Genomic DNA, 18,086 nt, shown 5'->3' with positions numbered 1-18,086 from the left:
GGGCGGCCGGGCGCCGGAGGACGGGCCGGGTGGGGTTCCCGGAGCGCCCCCGGAGCCCCCGGACCGCTGGGAGATCTTCGCCGCCTATCTGGACCTGGCGTGTCTGCGCATCGCGATCCGGCTGTCCGCCGCCGAGAATCCGCCCCCGCGCCCCCGTGCCGTCCGCCGGCTGGCGGCCAGGGCGGCGGGGCGGGTGCACGAGGCGGCGCGGCGCTGCCTGGGGCCGGGCCAGGGTGAACTGGACCGCGAGTCCTTCGAGGAGGTCTTCCCCTGGCGCACCGGCTGGGCGTCGGCCGTCCTCACCGAGGGTCTGCTGGTGCCCGCGGGGTGCGGATACCGCTTCGCCCACGAGGAGTTGGCGGACTGGCTCCAGGGCCTCCACCTGGATCTGGACGCGGCGCTGTACGCCTTGGTCCACCGCCGGTTCCAGGAGGCGGGGGAGGGACCCGGGCGTGCGCCGGCGGACGAGCCGGGCGCGGTCCCCTCCTGGGCGGCACCGGCCGACCAGGATGGCGCGGTGGTCGAGTCCGTTCCCTCCGATGCCGCCGCCACCGGCGTGGGGCCCGCGGCCCGTCCTCGTTCGCTGCCGGTGCCCCGGCACCGGATCGGCCCGGTGCTCCAGGCGCTGCTGCTGCTCGGCAGGCGGCGGGGGCCGGACGAACTCGCCCGGTATCTGGCGGATCTGGTGGCGGTGGCGGACCGCTCGGCCGCCCCGGTCCGCACCGGCCCCCCACGGGAGCGCGGACAGCGCGCCGAGGCGGCCTGGTGGGCGGCCCATCTCCTCGGTGAGGTGCTGCTCCGGGTACCGGACGCCACCCCGTACCTTCCGGTGCTGACCGAGCTCGCCGAGCGGATCACGGCACGGGCCGTGGAGCGCGGGGGCTTCTGCTCCGGGGGCCGCCGTACCGACCCTCCGGCGGATCGCGCCATGGACGGGACGGTGCCGGGCTCCCCGTCCGACGGAGCCCCGTCTCCGGCCCCGTACGCGGCGCTCGACGCCGCGAGGGTGCCGTCCCCGCGCCGGGTGCCGACCCCCGACCGGGGGAAGGCGGCGGCGCCGGGCGGCTACGGTGCCGGCGGGGGACCGGACCGCCGTGACGAGCAGGCGGCGATGCCGGGCGACCCGGGTGCCGAACGCCCCGGGTGGGGGTCGGCCGGTGCCCGGTCCGGGGCCTCGGCCGGCCTGGGCACCCTCGGGCCGCTGGCCGCCCTGGGCGAGTTCGGCCCCTGGTTCTGGCTGCGGCTGCCCCTGGCCACCGCCGACCGCCTGGAGCTGCTGCGCTGCCTGATCTTCGCGGACCAGCCCCCTCCGCCGCGGCCGGCGACAACCCCCGCACCCGGCACCGGGTCTCCGCCCCGTCCGTCCGAGAGCGCCTGCCCGCCGGACCGCTTTCTGGCGGCCGTCGGTGCCCTGCTCAGCGCCGAGCCCGGCACCGTACAGCCCTTGCTGTGCGGCTGGTTCGACGATGAGCGCCCTCTTCCGCGGCCCGCCGCGGCACCCACCCCGCAGCCACGGGCCACGGTGGCCGCCGCCGCACAGGCCCTGCTCTACACGCACCGCCGTCGAGCGCTGGACGAGTTGACCGAGGCGCTGGCGGACACGGCCCACCCGCGGGCCGCCGAGTTGCTGGGGGCACTCGCCGAGGAGGAGCCCGCCGCCCTGTGCCGGGCGGTGGACCGCTGGGCGCACGGCGAGCGCCCCGAGCGGTGGACGGCGGCGGTGACCTACGGGCGGCTCGCGGCGGAGTCGGCGCGCACCGAGGACGACCACCGCCTGCTCCGCCGCGCCGCGCTGGCCCTGCTCGACCGGCCCACCGACGGTTCCCCGCACGGGGCCGCGCTCGGCCTGCTCGTCCGCGATCCGGTGACACGCGGCGCGTATCTGCCGCGCGCACTGGAGCACTTCGCGGCCGGTGATCCGCAACTGCCGCCGCAGGCCCTGGTCCCGGCCCTGGACACCCATGCCGACGCGGTCCTGGAGGCGTTCCGGGAGCGCGTGCGGGAGCCGGGCCCGGCGACCGGCGAGGTGCTGCGGGTGCTCGCGGAGCTGACCGATCCGGAACTGGCCACTCGCGCCGCCCGACTGGTGCGCGAGTTGGTCGAACGGCGGGCGCACGGGGCGCGGTACGCCGCCGGGTTCGTCGACCGCCGGCTCGAGCAGGGGCCCGCCGCCCGGGCCGTGCTCTTCCCGCTGGTCCTGGAGATGCTGCGGGCACACCCGCCCCAGGTGCGGCGGGCCTTGGCACCGGTGCTGGCCTCTCCCGGTACCCCCGCCTCCCGCCCGCTCCGCGCCGAACTCCTGGAGGTGCTGCTGGAGCGGGAGCGGTACGGCTCCGCCGGGCAGCCGGAGACCGGCTGCGGCAACGCCGCGGTCCTGGAGGCCCTGCTGCGCGCCGCGGCCGAGGGCGCGGCGGCCCGCGGCGAGGCACGCACCCGGGAACTGGTGCACCGCACCGCCATGCTCCTGGCGCGCACCCCGGAGGGCGCGGCCTGCTTCGACCGCCGGCTGGTGCGGCTGGCCCGCGAGGTGCCCGGCTTCGCCCGGCTGGTGCGCGGCTGGCTGGAGTCGGCGCCGGAGGAGTGGGCGACGGTGCCGGGCCCGGCCGCCCGGCGCGAGTGCGAGCTGCTGGCGCGCAACGGCTCCGTGGGACCGCGGGAGCGCGTGGTCGAGGCAGGCGTGCCGCTGTGCCGGCTCGACGGCCCGCGGATCGAGGAGTGGTCGGCCGACGCGCACCCGGCCCACGGCTGATCGGGGGCCGGTCTCGGGCAGGGAGCCGCGGCGGTGGTCGGCGAGTGAGACATGCGTCGCAGTGCCGCTGGGCTGGCCGATGCTGGGCATCACGCTCGGGCATGGCAGTCTTAGACCTGCGAAGTCGACAGACAAGAGTTCGGGCGAGGAGCGGGCACAGTGCAGCGCTGGCGTGGCTTGGAGGACATCCCCGAGGACTGGGGGCGCAGCGTCGTCACCATCGGCTCCTACGACGGGGTGCACCGTGGGCACCAGCTGATCATCGGCCGCACCGTGGCACGTGCGCGAGAGCTCGGCGTGCCCGCGGTGGTGGTCACCTTCGACCCCCACCCCAGTGAGGTGGTGCGCCCCGGCAGCCATCCGCCGCTGCTGTCCCCGCACCACCGGCGCGCGGAGCTGATGGCCGAGCTGGGCGTGGACGCGATGCTGATCCTGCCCTTCACCACCGAGTTCTCGCAGCTCACCCCCGGCGACTTCGTCGTCAAGGTGCTGGTCGACAAGCTGCGGGCACGGCTCGTGGTGGAGGGCCCCAACTTCCGTTTCGGGCACCGGGCCGCCGGAGACGTCGCCTTCCTGCGGGAGCTGGGCGCCACCTACGACTACGAGGTCGAGGTCATCGACCTGTGCGAGCGCGGGACGGCGGGCGGCGGCGAGCCGTTCTCCTCCACCCTGGCCCGCAGGCTGGTCGCGGCGGGCGACGTCGAGGGCGCGATGGAGGTGCTGGGCCGTCCGCACCGTGTCGAGGGCCTGGTGGTCCGGGGCGCCCAGCGCGGCCGGGAGCTCGGCTATCCGACCGCGAACGTCGAGACCGTGCCGCACACCGCGGTCCCCGTCGACGGCGTGTACGCGGGGTGGCTGACCGCGGCCGGCGAGCGGATGCCGGCGGCGATCTCGGTGGGCACCAACCCGCAGTTCGACGGCACCGAGCGGACGGTGGAGGCGTATGCCATCGACCGCGTCGGGCTCGACCTCTACGGCCTCCATGTGGAGGTGGACTTCCTGGCGTATCTGCGCGGCCAGGAGAAGTTCGACTCCATCGAGGCGCTGCTGGAGCGGATGGCGATCGATGTGAAGCGGGCTCGCGACCTGGTCGCGGAGCACACCGCGGGCGCCTCGGGCGCGGTCGGCGGCGCCGAGGACTGAGCGGCGCACCCGCCACCGGACGCGCCGCGCCATACGACAGGGAGAGGCCCCGGGCACCAAGCCCGGGGCCTCTCCCTGTCGCTGTGTCCCGCCGCGGCCCCCGCGCGCGATCGGCGCGGGGGCCGCGGCGGGCCGCAGGTCTGTCGCCTACTGCTGGGGCGCGGGCGGCTGCTGCCCGTCAGGCACGCCCGGCTGCCCGGGCTGCGGCTGAACCTGCCCCCCTTGCTGCGGCCAGACCTGGCCCGGCTGCGGGGCGTAGGGCTGTCCCGGGACCGGCGCCTGCCCCGCGGCCGGTGCCGCCGCTCCCGGCTGCTGCCAACCGCCCTGCGCAGCGGCCTGCTGGCCGGGCTGGACCCACGCCTGGCCCTGCTGGACGGGCGCGCCGGCCTGCGGCTGCCCGGGCTGCCCCGGGTACTGCTGCGGGTACTGCTGAGCCCCCGGTTGGGGCTGCGGTACGAACTGGCCCGGCTGCGGCTGCCCCGGCTGGGCCTGGGCCGGGTAGCCGCCCGGCTGCGGCTGCCCGGGGGCGTAACCGCCCGGCTGGGCCTGCCCCGGCAGCGGGCCGGCCGGTACGCCCTGGCCCGGGATCGGCGGGGCCAGGTGCGGCGGGGGCTGGGAGCTGCCGTCGCCCGTCCACAGCCCCTGCGCCTGCTGGGCCCGGGTGAAGTCCTCGGCCACCATCGCGGAGAGGTTGAAGTACGCCTCCCGGGTCTTCGGCCGCATCATCTCCAGGTCCACCTCGGCACCGGCGGACAGGTGCTCGTCGAACGGCACCACGACGACACCGCGGCAACGCGTCTCGAAGTGGGAGACGATGTCCTCCACCTTGATCATCTTCCCGGTCTCGCGGACTCCGGAGATCACGGTGATGCTCCGCGAGACGAGATCGGCGTAACCGTGCGCGGAGAGCCAGTCCAAGGTGGTGCTGGCACTGCTGGCCCCGTCCACCGAGGGGGTGGAGATGATGATCAGCTGGTCGGCGAGGTCGAGCACGCCCCGCATGGCGCTGTACAGCAGACCGGTGCCCGAGTCGGTGAGGATGATCGGGTACTGCTTGCCCAGCACGCCGATGACCCTGCGGTAGTCCTCGTCATTGAAGGTCGTCGAGACGGCCGGGTCCACGTCGTTGGCGAGGATCTCCAGGCCGGACGGCGCCTGCGAGGTGAACCGTCGGATGTCCATGTAGCTGTTGAGGTACGGGATGGCCGTCACCAGGTCGCGGATGGTCGCCCCGGTCTCGCGCCGCACCCGGCGGCCCAGGGTGCCCGCGTCCGGGTTGGCGTCGATCGCGATGACCTTGTCCTGGCGCTCGCTGGCGAGAGTGGCGCCCAGCGCGGTCGTGGTGGTGGTCTTGCCGACACCGCCCTTGAGGCTGATCACGGCGATCCGGTAGCAGGACAGCACCGGCGTGCGGATCAGCTCCAGCTTCCGCTGCCGCTCGGCCTCCTCCTTCTTGCCGCCGATCTTGAACCGGCCACCCGGACTGCCCTGCTTGCGGGGCTTGGGCTTGTTGCGCAGCAGCCGGTCCGAGGACAGCTCCACCGCTGCCGTGTAGCCCAACGGGGCGCCCGCTCCGTGCCCCGGTCGCTGGCGCTGCTCGGGCGAGATGGTGGGCCAGCCGCCGGTACGCGGGTCGGCGGGGCCGGCGTTCTGCGCCCCGGCGGCCCCCGAGTCCTGCGGGTAGCCGTAGCCGGCCTGGGCATCGGTACCCGGCGCTCCCTGCGGGCCGGGGGCGACCGGGCCGCCGTGCTGCGGATAGCCGTAACCGGCCTGCGCCTGGGCCGGACCTGTCTGGCCGGGCAGCTGGGCGCCCTGCGGGCGGGCATCCGCCGCCGGCTGCGGGAAGCCGTAACCGCCCGGTGCCGGGGCGGGGCCGGGCTGCGCGCCGCCCTGCCCGGGGGCCCCGTGCTGCGGGGCGCCCTGCTGACCGGGGATGTACCCGGCAGCCGGCTGCCCGCCGACCCCTGGCTGGGCCCCGACGCCCGGCTGGGCCCCGACGCCCGGCTGGGCCCCGGCTCCGGGCTGCCCCGTGGCCCCCGGCTGGGCCGCGACGCCCGGCTGTGCCCCGGCCGTGGGCTGCGGGAAGCCGTAACCGCCCACGCCGGCGGCGGCCGGAGCCGGACCGCTCGGGCCTGGCTGGACCGGAGCGTGCCCCATCACGGGCGGCGTCTGCTGTACGGGGGCGGACGGAGCCTGCGCGGCCGGCGCCGCATCGGCCGGGATGGCGTCGGTGGGCTCGGGCCGCGGGTACCCGTACCCACCGGGCACACCGTGGCCCGGCGGAACGGCGTCCGTCGGCTCGGGACGCGGATATCCGTAACCACCGGGCGCGGCACCGCCGGTGGGCGCGGCCGGGACGGCGGAGCCGGGGGCCTGGGCGGCAGGAGCGGGCTGCCCCTGCGTACCGGGAACCGGCGGCCGCCAGTCGGCGGACAGCCGCGCGAAGGTCTTTCCGTAGCCGGAGTCCGCTGTGGAGTCGGAACCCGGTACGGCGCCGGAGCCCGGCTCCGCGGCAGTCCCCGCGCCGGCGGCGGGCACCGCTCCGGCCTCCCCGCCACCGGTGGGCGCCGGCGGCGCGGCCGGCTCGAAGTCCGGGGGCAGCGGCGGGAGTCCGCCCTGCGGAACGGGTTGCGGCGCCCAGTCGCCGCCGGCGGCGGCCTGCGGCGCGGCGGACGGAGCGGCCTGCGCGGCGTCGCCCGCGACCTTGCGGCGCAGCGCCGCACCGGAGAACTGCATCGTGCCCTCGCTGCGCACCATGCCCTCGAAGGCATCGGGGTCGGAGACCGCGTCGGATTCGGACAGGAACTCCGGCTGGGCGTCGGCCTCTTGCCCGGTCTGGGCCGCGGCGCGCTCCGCCACCTCCCTGCGCAGTGCGGCGCTGGAGAAGCGCATGGTGGCCGGACTCCCCACGGCACCGCCGCCCGCCGCGGCGCCATCGGCCGGAGTGCCGCCTGCCGCGCCATCGTCCTTCAGGGCCGCGGGCGCCTCCTCGGCGGTGTCCGTTGGGGAGTCCGCGCCCGCGCCGGAGGAGCCCGACACACCCGACGGGGCCGCGTCAGCCGCTCCGCCGGTGCCGTCCGTGGTCTCTGAGTCCGTCCTGCCGGGCTCGCCGCCCGCCGACCGGTCATCCTCGGCACGGTCCTCAGCGGCAGCCGTGCCCGCCCCGTCATCGGTGGTGCCGGTGCCGGCACCGTCCGCGCCGTCCCGTTCGTCGCCCCGCTCGGCTTCCGCCGCGCCGGGGGTGGCCGCGGTCGCCTCCGGCCGGGCGCCGCTGGGTGCCAGGACGAAGTCGCCGTCGGTGTCGTCGGCGCCGCTCCCCGCACCGCCGGTGGACGGAGCCGCCGGGGAGGGGGGTTCAGCGGTCGGCGTGTCGGTGGTGGCACCGGATCCGTACCCCTCCGGCACCAGGACCGGACTGCCGGTCGGCGGCGGGGGCGGGATCAGCCCGGAGCCCGAAACCGGCGCCTGGCCGCCGTCCTTGCCGCCGGATTCGTCCGCGGCGGCGGGCGAACCGGTGGAGGAGGTACCCGAGGCCGGCGCGGCGTCCTGGGTGTACCAGGAGGGCGTGCTGTAGTCGATGGTGAACTCGCCGGTGTGCTCGGGATCCGCGTCGGTCCGATCATCGCCGGGTGAGGTTCCGCCCGTGCGGATCTCGTCCCGATCGCTGCTCACAATGCCTCCTGGTGTGGTCGAGCACCTTGCGTGTCCGGCGAGGCCGATCGCTACCGTCGCGCGTCCGACTGCTCGGCTTTCCCCTTGTGGGACGCGGCGACCCGGTGCCCGGGTTCGCCACCGCCCACACAAGACTAGTCATGCCGTGCGCCGTGGGGGCAGGCCCGCCGTGCCCCGGGCATCAGAAAACTGACGCACCGTGCATACGCCCGCGCACCGCGACAGGAGGTGCACCATCCCACTGTGCGGGCATATGCCGCAACTCGGGCATGAGGCAGTGTCAGTCGACGCGACGCGGGGTGCCCAGCAGCCCCGACTCGGCCTCCGTCGGCTGGGTCATGACGTACCGCCGAGAGGTCCTGTCGCACCACAGGGTGACCCCGTCGCCCAGCGTCGGCAGCGCCGCCACCTCCTCCTCGGGCAGCGCCATGATCCGGCCGACCTGCTGGGCCTCGTCCGGTGACACCCGCTGGACGCCCACCAGATCGGCGTTCTCCAGCAGCCTGGGCGCCACCGGGCTCAGGTACGGCAGCAGGGTCAGCACCGCCTGCCAGGGCAGCGCGGAGACCCGCCCGCGCGGCGGGCGCATTCCGCAGTCCCGCACCACCAGCACCGGGCTGTTGACCGAGGGACCCTGCGGAGGAACGCGCCCCACCTCGAACACCGTCATGCACTGCTGCCCGCCGCCCGCGGCCTGGACCACGTGCGACCACAGATGCGGGCGACCGGTCTCCACCGCGATCCGGGCGCCGGTGCCGGCGGTCCGCAGCGCCAGCGCCTGCGCCGTCCACAGCCCGCCGATGAGCACCGCGTCGAAGGGTTCCGGCCGACTGAAGCCCAGCACCGCGGGTGCCCCCTGGGGGTCCACGCCGATGGTCACCCCGTCATCGCCGACCGGCAGCCCCAGGTCGCCCAGTTGCTCCAGCGGCAGGGCGTGCCGGGCGCGGCGCGGACCTATGAGCCCGAAGCCGGGGCGCCGGACGCCTCCCGCGCCACCGGCGGGCGCGCCGTCGCCCCGTACGGAGCCGCCCCGGGCCCTGGACCCGGGCTGGCTCGGAACACCCGTCTGGTGCGGAAAACCGACCTGAACCGGTTCCCCCTGGGGGGCCGGGGTGGCGGCGGTCGGGCCACCGATGTCTGTCGTGCTCATCAGCGCGTGCCTCCCAAGGGCAGAGTCGCGAGCACCCCGGGCACCTGCTCGCGGTCCAGGCGCACCAGGGCCACCTTCATGCTCCGTGCGGCGCGTTCCATCGCCTTGCGTCCGTCCACCAACTCCGTGTCGCTGCGGCCGGTGAGCCGCAGATAGCCGCTGATCCGGGCGTCGGCACGGCCCGCCGGGCCCTGCCCCGGACTCAGCGTCAGGCTGAAGGTGGTGGCCAGCGCGGGCACCCCGGTGAGCAGCGCCACGACCTGCGAGAGCGGGGTGGTGCCCGGCCCCAACTGCGGCCAGCGGGACACCCAGTAGCTGGTGTGCCAGCGATCGTCGCAGCGCCAGGCGCGGGAGGACTCGACGGTCCGGCGAGTGGGCGCGTTCCCGCGCCCCGCCTGCGCCGTCGCCAGCGGATTGGCGCACGCCGAGGTGGCGATGGCCGCTGTCAACTCGCCCTCCTCCAGCGGCTTGGCCGCGAACCCGGCTCCGGTCAGCCGACTGGCCAACTGGTCGACGGCGCGCAGCAGACAGCGCTGCGCGCCCTCCAGTCCGCCACCGCGCGCCTCCACCGCCTCCGCGCACAGCTCCGGATGGAGCTTCAGCGCCACCCAGGTCATCCGCACCGCCGGCGCACCGCTCTGCTCCTGCAGGGGCGCGTAACTGCGGGCGGCCACCGACTGCGGGGGCAGATGAGGCGCCGGCGCCGGCTGGGTGTGCTGGACGACCTGCACGGACTCCAACCGGATGTCGTCCACCCGCAGGGCGTCGTGCAGCAGCCCCAGAGGCAGCGGCCGACCGACGCCCACCGGCCGCAGCGGCACATCCGTGCCCTGCACCTGGATCACCGCGGTCAGGAACGTACCGTCGCCCACCATGCCCACCTGCCGGCGGTCCCGCGCGGCGTAGGAGTACGTACGCAGTGCCGGGTCGCACTCCACCACCGGCGCCAGTGCCGGGTCGGTACCGGGCGCCACCGGCTCCTTGGCGTGCTTCTGACGGCGCCGCAGCGCCGCCGCCGTGGCCAGCCAGTCGGTCATCTGCTGCTGCCTGCGCCGCGGCAGGGCGAGCGCGATCAGCACGAGGGCGATGACGCCGGCGGGCGCGAGCAGCAGCGGCGAGATGATCCAGCCGACGCAGACCACCGCCGCCGCGACCTCCACCAACACCAACTGCTGGAGCCGCACCGGTCCGAATCCCCTGGTGAGCGACGGCTGCCGCGATACGGCACGCTCGGGACCGCGTGCGCGGGTGGCAGAGCCCATCGGTGACCACCTTGTCCTTTTCTCGCGACTGTCCGCGCTTCCGCGCGTCTCCCCGTCATCCGCGACGACCCGCCGCAACGGGTCAGCTGATCGCGCTGTCACGTTATCGGACGGCGGTGCGTCTCCGGTCGGTGCCCGAAAGTGGGCGAACTCGCCCTGAAGAGCCGGATTTACTCCCGCCCCGTCCCCGTACCCCCGCCACATGGACCACGCGGGTGAGAGGCATAGTAGATAATCAGGCCGACGTCGGCCCCAGGGCGGCGGTGCCCGAACGGTTGACGCTGAGTTACGGGGAGAAGCGGCTCACACATGGCATCTCGCAGGGACGAGCTCAACGCCTACACCTTCGCGAAGAGGCGTACGGTCACGGCCTTTCTGCAGCCCTCGGCCACCAACACGGAGGAGGGGCCGCCGCGCCCGATCCGCGCCGTACTGCCCGGTCTGATCGTGGGCGCGCTGGTGCTCGCCGGATTCGGCGCCTGGGGCATGATCGACCCGACCGCACCCAAGGGCTGGGACGAGCCCGGGGCCCATGTGATCGTGGGCAGCGCCTCCACCACCCGCTATGTCGTGCTCGTCACCGACGGCAAGAAGCAGCTGCACCCCGTCCTCAACCTGGCCTCCGCCAAGCTGCTCCTGGAACCGAGCAAGTCCAGCGTGGTCACCGTCAAGGAATCGGCGATCGACAACGGCGACATCCCCCGCGGACCGACCGTGGGCATCCCCTACGCCCCGGACCGCATGCCCTCCGCGGAGGAGGCCGGCAAGAAGAAGAAGTGGGCGGTCTGCGAACAGCCCGGCGGCAACAACAAGACCACCCAGAAGGCCGTCTTCCTCTTCGCCGACCGAGAGGTCGGCAAGGTCCAGGGCAAGGAGCGGCTCCGCGGCAGCCAGGTGCTGTACGTCCAGGGCAAGCACGACGACCGCTACCTCGTGGACCCGTACGGCTCCCGCTACCGCATCGGCGGCACCGGCCGGAACAAGCCGGACGGAGCCGAGTACAACCTCCTGCTGCGCACCCTCTTCGCCGACGGGGCCAAGCCGCAAAGCGTCACCGACGACTGGCTCAACACCCTCCGCGAAGGCACGGACGTCCAGTTCCCGCAGGTGCCCGGCACCATCGGAGCGGACGCCGGACTGCCCGCGCTCGGCAAGGCCAACAAGGTCGGCATGGTGCTGGTGGCGGCCGCCGGCACCAGCACCCAGCACTACGTCGTGCTCCCCCACAAGGTCGCCCGGGTCTCCGACTTCGTCGCGGAACTCTTGCTCAGCAGCCCCCAGTTGGCCGACCTCGGCCAGAACAACAGGCCCGAGCGGGTGCACAACGCGGACTTCACCCCGGACAGCAAGGACTTCTACGGCGACCGGAACTGGCCCACCCAGGCCCCGCGGCAGGCCAACTCCGTGGAGACCACCCAGGACAGCGCCGCCAAGGACACCGTCTGCAGCATCCTCGACGGGGTCAGCGGCGACGGCACGCCCAAACTGGGCACCTGGGCCGGCCGCGACTACCCGGCCACCATCGTGGACGGCGCCACCAGCGCGTACGTCACCCCCGGCAGCGGTCTGCTCTACCGCCAGATCACCGGCAGCTCGACCAAGACCGGTCTGGTGTTCCTGGTCACCGACACCGGCCTGCGCTACCAGGTCCAGGCCAACAACGACAGCAGCACCGACAAGTCGAAGATCGGTGGGGACGAGGACAAGAAGCAGCAGGGCGGACAGGAGGCCAACAAGGCCCAGAAGCGGCTGGGCTACGACGGTGTGCCCCTGGCGCCCATCCCGGCCAACTGGTCCCAGTTCCTGCCGATCGGACCGCGACTGGACACCAACAGCGCCCGGCAGCCGCAGGGCTCCTAGAGCCGGGACGAGACGACCATGACACGGGGGACGGTAGGGCCGCCGGCATTCGCGCCGGAACCGACGACGACGCAGCAACGGATCCAACGGACCACGAAGCGGGGGAAGGCAGTGCCGCGTACCAAGCTGGGCGGCGGGCTGGCGGCGGCCGCCCTCCTCGCCCTGACCGCGACAGCGGGTGCCGGCCAAGCCGCCCACGCCGCGCCCGCCGGCCCCGACCTCACGCACCCCGGCCCGCGACTCGACGGCGACGGCGAGATCGACGGCAACGGCGAGTGCACCTACCCGATGAAAAAGCAGATCAAGGGCACCCCGTGGGCGCTTCAACGCCTGGTGCTCGACCAGCTGTGGCGGGACACCAAGGGGCGCGACCCCCAGGGCCGCCCGGTGCGGGTCGCGGTCATCGACAGCGGGGTGGACAACGACAACCCGCAGCTCAAGTCGGCTGTCGACGCCTCCAGTGGAATGGACTACCTGCCCGCCGACAAGTCCGACCAGCCTCCGCCGCAGGACACCGGTGAGGCGGACGCCAAGGACGAGAAGGACCAGAAGGGCAAGAAGGAGAAGCAGCAGCCGCCCCCTCCGCCGCCCCCGCCCAGGGACGGTACGGACGACACCGTGGGCCACGGCACCAAGGTCGCCGGCATCATCGCCGCCCGCCCCAACCCTGGCACCGGGTTCGTCGGCCTGGCCCCCGAGGCGCAGATCATTCCGCTCAAGCAGAGCGACGACAAGGGCAACGGCACGCCCCAGACCATGGCCCAGGCCATCCACAAGGCCGTCGAGGAGGGTGCCAAGGTCATCAACATCTCCCAGGACACGGTGGGCGCCCGCCCCTCGGTCGTCCTGGAAGCCGCCGTCCGGTACGCCCTCGACCACGATGTCGTGGTGGTGGCCGCGGCCGGCAACGATGGGGCGGACGGCAAGTCCAAGCGCACCTACCCCGCCTCCATCCCCGGGGTCCTGGCCGTCGCCGCCTCCGACCGCAACAACGAACGCGCCTACTTCTCGCAGAGCGGTGACTTCGTCGGAGTGGCGGCGCCCGGTGTCGAAATGGTCTCCACGGTGCCCAAGTACGGCCAGTGCGTGGACAACGGGACCAGCTTCTCGACCCCCTACGTCGCCGGCCTCGCGGCCCTCATCCGGGCCAAGCACCCCGACTGGAAGCAGCACCAGGTCGTCGCCCAGATCGAGCAGACCGCCGAACGCGGTGTGAACGGCCGCGATCGCTACGTCGGATGGGGCGTGGTGGACCCGGTCCGCGCCATGACCGAGGACGACCACCCCATCGACAAGCCCACCGCCGGCACAGCACACCGCGACATCGCCGCTCCCGCGGCCCAGCCCCTGATCATCGGCGAGACTCCCCAGCAGCGCCGAGAGCGCTATGCGACCTACGCTCTGGGCGGGGTGATCGCCACCGCCGCCGTCATCACGGGCACGACCCTGGTGGCCCGAGACGGCCGCCGCAGACGCGCACGACGAGACGTTCCGTAGCGGCAGGTCTTGTTACAGACCTGTCAACAAGCCCTGGCCACTTTGTGGTTGGGGCGTGAAAGAGTGGTGGGTACAGTGACACCCGCAGGCGCGGGTGCGCTACACGGGGAGGGCTAAGAGTGGGGCAGCCGAAAGACGACGCAGGTTCTACGCCACCCACTTTCGGAAGCAGCCTGGTCAAGGAAGCCGAGACGCTGAGTAAGTTCAAGGGGCGTATCGATACGGTCCTGACGGCGCTTCAGGAGTCTGCGGCGTCAAAGAAGAACATCAGCCATCAGACGATTCCACAGCATGCGTACGGCAAGGACTTCGCCGCGGCAAAGAGCATGGCCGAGCACTACGACAAGGTGCGCCTGCGCCTGGAGGAATTGTCTCAGTTCCTGGGTGACCGGATCGAGGCCATGGGCATTGCCGCCAAGATCGCCGAGCGGGGCTACGACTCCATCGACGACGACCTGGCTGCGCGACTTCGCGAACTTGAGAAGCGCGCCCGGGAGCACTACCGCAAGCCCGAGGACGAGGGAAACAGTCACGGGCAGGATTCCCCTGAGCGAGGCAAGGGTAGCGGCAACAACTCCGGCGGCAGCCAACTCTGAGAGGGGAGGGAAAAATGGGAGACGGTCAGTTCGACCAGATGTCCCACGAAAAACTCTACGAGATGATTGCGGGGGCAGACCCAGGATCAATCGTTGCCGCCTGTGCCGCACTGACTCTAGCGGCCGGCGACATCCAGAGCATCAGCGAAGAAATGAAAGCCCATGCCGACAAAGCCCGTTGGGAAGGGCAAGGCGCTGAAGCATTTCGTGGGTGGGTCGGAGAGATGGCTAAGCAGACTCTGGTCCTAGCCGAATATACGACCGGTGTGTGCAATGCACTGGGTGTGGCCGGAGACGGGCTGGCAAAAGGTAAGTCTCAAATGCCACCAGCCCTGTGCATGGTCGACCCGGAAGAGGACGCGAAACGGACGAAGCCAGGAGGGAACCAGCAAGCAATCGCTGCTCTCGAGACGGTTAGTTCCTCCTATGCCACTGCACAGGGAGATATCGCCAAACTCAAGGAGCCGAACTTCCCTCCGCTGCCGGAAATCGGGAATTCAATCGCAGGCGGCGAGCAATCGTACGGTAGTTCTACATCTTCTGGTGGCGGCACCAACTCAGGTCTGGCAGCACCGACCATCGTTTCTCATGCCGTAACCCCCACTGCCGGTCCAAGTGGAAATCCTGCCCACGCAGGATCTGTCAGCCTTCCACAAATGGACGACATTCCCCCGTTCGACCCCGGCACGCCTGGTCATGTAGGCAGCGTTCCCTCTGCGCCCGAGCAGGCCAGGGGAACCGACCTCGACTCCACAGTCACGCTTCCGCCGGCACCACCCACAGAGACCAGGCCGATGCCTCCGGGGCTGCCTGATACCTCACGTGTGCCCCAGGCGCCAGTCCCAGTTGGTCCGGTTGGACCCTTGCCGACCGCGCCTGGCTCCGGTCCCGCCAAGCGTCCTGGTGAGCCTGGGCCGATGAGGCCCGGCACCCCTCTGCCCGGCATGCCGACCAACAGGCCCAGCGGGCCGAGTCAGGGGCCTGTCGTGGGAAGCCCTCAAGGCCCTGCGCTTCCGCCGCGAACAGGGATGAACCCTCCTCGGGTCAGCCCAAGCGATGGAATCTACGGGCCTCAGCGTGCCCGGCCGAACGGACAACCTGCCACACCGCGAATCCCGCAAGGGAGGGTGGTTGGTGAAGAGCGGCCTGTGGCTGGTCCGGGGCGAGGTCCTATGGGGCCCATGCAGCATGCTCCTGGTGTCCGTCCTCCCGGCCAGAGCCCCAATATGGCTGCCAGGCGGCTGGTATCGGAACCCCGCCGCACCATCGGGGCTCCGCGGGACACCGGGCCGGTATCCGATCAGCGTCTTCCTCAAGGGAGAGCGTTCGGCGAGGAACGGCCTGTGGCTGGTCCGGGGCGGGGTCCTGTGGGGCCCATGCAGCACACTCCTGGTGTCCGTCCTCCTGGTCAGGGTCCCCATGCGACTGCTGGGCGGCTGTCTTCAGAACCGCGCCATGTATTCGGTGCTCCATCCAGTGCTGCGCCGGTGTCCCAACCGCGCCTTCCTCAGGGAACCGTGGTGGGCGAAGAGCCAGCGACTTCGCCGCGCAGCGCGGCCACGCCTGGGGCGAACGTTATCGGTTCTGGTCCGAAGGCATCCCCTGACGCCACAGTGGGGAGACGCCTGAGCTCGGAACCTGGCGGGGTGACAGGTGGGCTTCGTACCCCGCGTGGCGGGAGGGCTGAATTCACACCGGGTGGTACAGGGCTCACGCGAGGGAACGACGCTCTTTCGCGTTGTCAGGCGTCGGAGGGCGAGGGGAAAGTGGGTGACGGCGGTGAGAGGAACACCATTCCGCCCACCATCCAATAACTAGGATATCTAAGGAGTCTGCTGTCTTATGCCTCGTGCGGGTCGTCTTGGGTGGGGAGTTGGGGCGGGTATTGCTGTTCTCGGCGCAACATCCCTGATCTTCGGTGGATTGGCCCCCGAGGCATCAGCAGAGGATATCCGATCACATCAGTGGTACCTCGAAACCATGCAAGCTCCCCAAATGTGGAAAGTAAGCAAAGGTCAAGGCGTCACTGTTGCGGTGGTGGATACCGGGGTTAGGGACTCGCTTCCCGAACTCCGAGGCAAGGTGTTGCCGGGTAAAGACTTTACGGAGGCACCAACGGGTGCACATCGGGACACTTCCGGCCATGGCACCAACATGGCAGCTCTTGTCGCTGGTTCAGGGGAGGGCGGGGGCATTCAGGGGCTGGCGCCCGAAGCCAGCATTCTGCCGATTAAGATTCCGGTAGATAAAGGCGTAGGGTTCGGAGATTCCAATATTTCTCGTGCCATTCGATACGCTGTCGATGGTGGGGCGAAGGTGATCAACATCTCTGTCGCTTCTGCTGGCACTCCGTCCTCTTTTCCCGCGACACAACGTGCCGTGGACTATGCGCTACGTAAAGGTGTGCTTATCTTCGCAGGTGTGGGAAATGACGGAGAGAAGGGGAACCCGATAGAATTTCCTGCCGCTCTCCCGGGAGTCGTTGGGGTTGCCTCAGTCGACCGTTCTGTGCAGGTTTCGAAGTTTTCTAATCACGGAGACCAGGTCGCACTGGCAGCTCCTGGACAAGACATCCCGGAATACTGCACGAAGACACAAGGGAACTGCATCGCCTGGGGGACCAGTCAAGCCACCGCTCTCGCATCCGCATCCGCGGCTCTCATCTGGGCCAAGCACCCGAAGTGGACCAACTACCAGGTGCTTCGGGTCATGATGCAGACGGCGGGCAGGCCGGACTGGGGCGACGTGCCGAGCGACTACGTCGGCTATGGCGCCGTCCGCCCGCGTTTGGCTCTCCTTGAGGGCAAGGGCGATCCCGGCCCCGCCGACGTCAACCCGCTCCTGGCCCGAGAGGGAGCGAACCACCCGGCGCCGTCGGCGAGTGCGTCGACTGGTGAAAGCGCTCAGCCCACTTCGAGCCCGCAGCCGAAGTCTCCCGCGCCCGCACCGAGTCACGCCGCCGCCAAAGACGATTCGGATGGTGACGGCAAGGCTGTCTGGATAGGGGTCGGTGTGGCTGCCGTGGTGTCGATCGGGGCGGTGGGCCTGATGCTCGCACGGCGGCGCCGCCATTGATTGGCGATCGAGCGACCTGGATCTGTCGGTGGTCCGCGCTACTGCACTTCTGAGGTGAGCATGCCCGTATGTCTCGGGAGTTTCACTGCCTTCAGCCGTGCGCGGGGAAGACTCTGCCAACTCCCGGTGCTGCGCACCGATCACGTACCCGCCCGCGACTCGACGGCAACGGCAAGGTCGACAGCGACGGCGAGTGCATCTACCCCGCTCCCATGCCCGAGGTCCTGGCCGTCGCCGCCTCCCACCGCAACAACGAGCGTGCCCACCCCCTGGTGGCCCAAGACGGCCGCCGCAGACGCGCACGGCGAGACGTTCCGTAGCGGCAGGTCTTGTTACAGACCTGTCAACAAGCCCTGGCAATCCTGTGGTTGGGGCGTGAAAGAGTGGTGGGTACAGTGACACCCGCAGGCGCGGGTGCGCTACACGGGGAGGGCCAAGAGTGGGGGACGGGAAGACACAGTTCGGGAAGGGCTTCGCCAAGGAGGTCAAGACCCTCAAGGGCTTCAAGAGTCGCATCGACGACGTGCTCTTGAAGTTCGCCGATTCACCGGGCGCCAAGAAGAATCTCGATAGTCACGGCGTTCCGACGACCGCCTTTGGTAGTAGTTCCTTCAATGCCGCCGGCATTCTGGCTGGTCATGTGGAGAAGGCGCACGCACGCCTATCCGAGCTCTCCCAGATCTTGGGCGATCAGATCGAAGCACTGGGCATCGCTGCCGTGATCGCTGAGAACAACTACGAGGGCGTGGACGCAGAGCAGTCCGCTCGGCTCAAAGCGATTCAGGAACGGGCCGAAAGATATTACCAGGGACATCGTGACAATCCTGCTGCCGTGACGCCCGACAACCCGATCTGCAGCCCGAGTGATCAGGGTAAGTCAGGCGAGAGCCCAGCGACGGGTAACGACACCGACGGCAAGGAATGAGCGGGAGGGGGGAGAGATATGGGAGAGGGCGTCAAGACACCGCCGGCCTGCGCGAGCGGAGGTCAAAACTTCGAAGGTCTGAACTACAAACAGCTCAACGCCATGATCGAGTCTGCGACACCGGAGAAGTTTGACGGCCTGCTGAAGGCACTCGAGG

General features: G+C 71.5%; 9 protein-coding genes and 1 pseudogene. 7 read left to right on the top strand and 3 right to left on the bottom strand.

What is annotated here, in order from left to right; all coding sequences use genetic code 11:
* Positions 1–2,749, top strand: a pseudogene (locus E4099_RS33950) (hypothetical protein); the annotation flags it as partial.
* A 159-nt stretch (positions 2,750–2,908) separates the two neighbouring features.
* Complete coding sequence (locus E4099_RS03325; protein WP_135337383.1) at positions 2,909–3,892, top strand: bifunctional riboflavin kinase/FAD synthetase; 984 nt, start codon at positions 2,909–2,911, stop codon at positions 3,890–3,892.
* A gap of 147 nt (positions 3,893–4,039) precedes the next feature.
* Here the strand turns inward: E4099_RS03325 and E4099_RS03320 are convergent, their stop codons facing one another.
* The 3 genes from E4099_RS03320 to eccE form a co-directional block, all read right to left on the bottom strand.
* Positions 4,040–7,564 carry an SCO5717 family growth-regulating ATPase gene (locus E4099_RS03320; RefSeq protein WP_245244565.1) on the bottom strand — a complete coding sequence of 1,175 codons (3,525 nt, stop codon included), beginning with the start codon at positions 7,562–7,564 and terminating at the stop codon, positions 4,040–4,042.
* Between the two features lie 280 nt (positions 7,565–7,844).
* On the bottom strand, positions 7,845–8,714 hold the full coding sequence (locus tag E4099_RS03315) for a hypothetical protein (RefSeq protein WP_245244564.1): 870 nt from the start codon (positions 8,712–8,714) through the stop codon (positions 7,845–7,847).
* A complete protein-coding gene (gene eccE / locus E4099_RS03310; protein WP_135337382.1) occupies positions 8,714–9,976 on the bottom strand; it encodes a type VII secretion protein EccE in 1,263 nt (420 codons plus the stop codon). The genes E4099_RS03315 and eccE overlap by 1 nt, the downstream gene beginning before the upstream one ends.
* Before the next feature lie 309 nt (positions 9,977–10,285).
* Here eccE and eccB point away from each other — a divergent pair, with 309 nt between their 5' ends.
* The 5 genes from eccB to E4099_RS03285 all read left to right on the top strand — a co-directional run bounded on the left by eccB (position 10,286) and on the right by E4099_RS03285 (position 17,929).
* Positions 10,286–11,836, top strand: a complete 1,551-nt coding sequence (eccB, locus tag E4099_RS03305) for a type VII secretion protein EccB (RefSeq protein WP_135337381.1) — start codon at positions 10,286–10,288, stop codon at positions 11,834–11,836.
* Between the two features lie 111 nt (positions 11,837–11,947).
* A complete protein-coding gene (gene mycP / locus E4099_RS03300; RefSeq protein ID WP_425348246.1) occupies positions 11,948–13,333 on the top strand; it encodes a type VII secretion-associated serine protease mycosin in 1,386 nt (461 codons plus the stop codon).
* A gap of 119 nt (positions 13,334–13,452) precedes the next feature.
* Positions 13,453–13,929, top strand: coding sequence for a hypothetical protein (locus tag E4099_RS03295; protein WP_209446509.1), 477 nt, complete (start codon positions 13,453–13,455; stop codon positions 13,927–13,929).
* A 1,842-nt stretch (positions 13,930–15,771) separates the two neighbouring features.
* Positions 15,772–17,004: a type VII secretion-associated serine protease mycosin gene (mycP, locus tag E4099_RS03290; protein ID WP_135337379.1), complete on the top strand. Its 1,233-nt coding sequence runs from the start codon at positions 15,772–15,774 to the stop codon at positions 17,002–17,004.
* A 439-nt stretch (positions 17,005–17,443) separates the two neighbouring features.
* On the top strand, positions 17,444–17,929 hold the full coding sequence (locus tag E4099_RS03285) for a hypothetical protein (protein ID WP_135337378.1): 486 nt from the start codon (positions 17,444–17,446) through the stop codon (positions 17,927–17,929).
* Positions 17,930–18,086 lie beyond the last annotated feature (157 nt).

Origin of the sequence: Streptomyces palmae (genome assembly GCF_004684805.1) — a bacterium.
GTDB classification, from domain to species: domain Bacteria; phylum Actinomycetota; class Actinomycetes; order Streptomycetales; family Streptomycetaceae; genus Streptomyces; species Streptomyces palmae.
The sequence above is the reverse complement of the archived record's forward strand: the minus strand, read 5'-3'. Positions and strand labels throughout refer to the sequence as shown.

Coding starts and splice junctions, on each gene's coding strand:
- eccE (WP_135337382.1), bottom strand. CDS start 9,976: ATGGGCTCTGCCACCCGCGCACGCGGTCCCGAGCGTGCCGTATCGCGG.
- mycP (WP_135337379.1), top strand. CDS start 15,772: ATGCCTCGTGCGGGTCGTCTTGGGTGGGGAGTTGGGGCGGGTATTGCT.
- eccB (WP_135337381.1), top strand. CDS start 10,286: ATGGCATCTCGCAGGGACGAGCTCAACGCCTACACCTTCGCGAAGAGG.
- E4099_RS03315 (WP_245244564.1), bottom strand. CDS start 8,714: ATGAGCACGACAGACATCGGTGGCCCGACCGCCGCCACCCCGGCCCCC.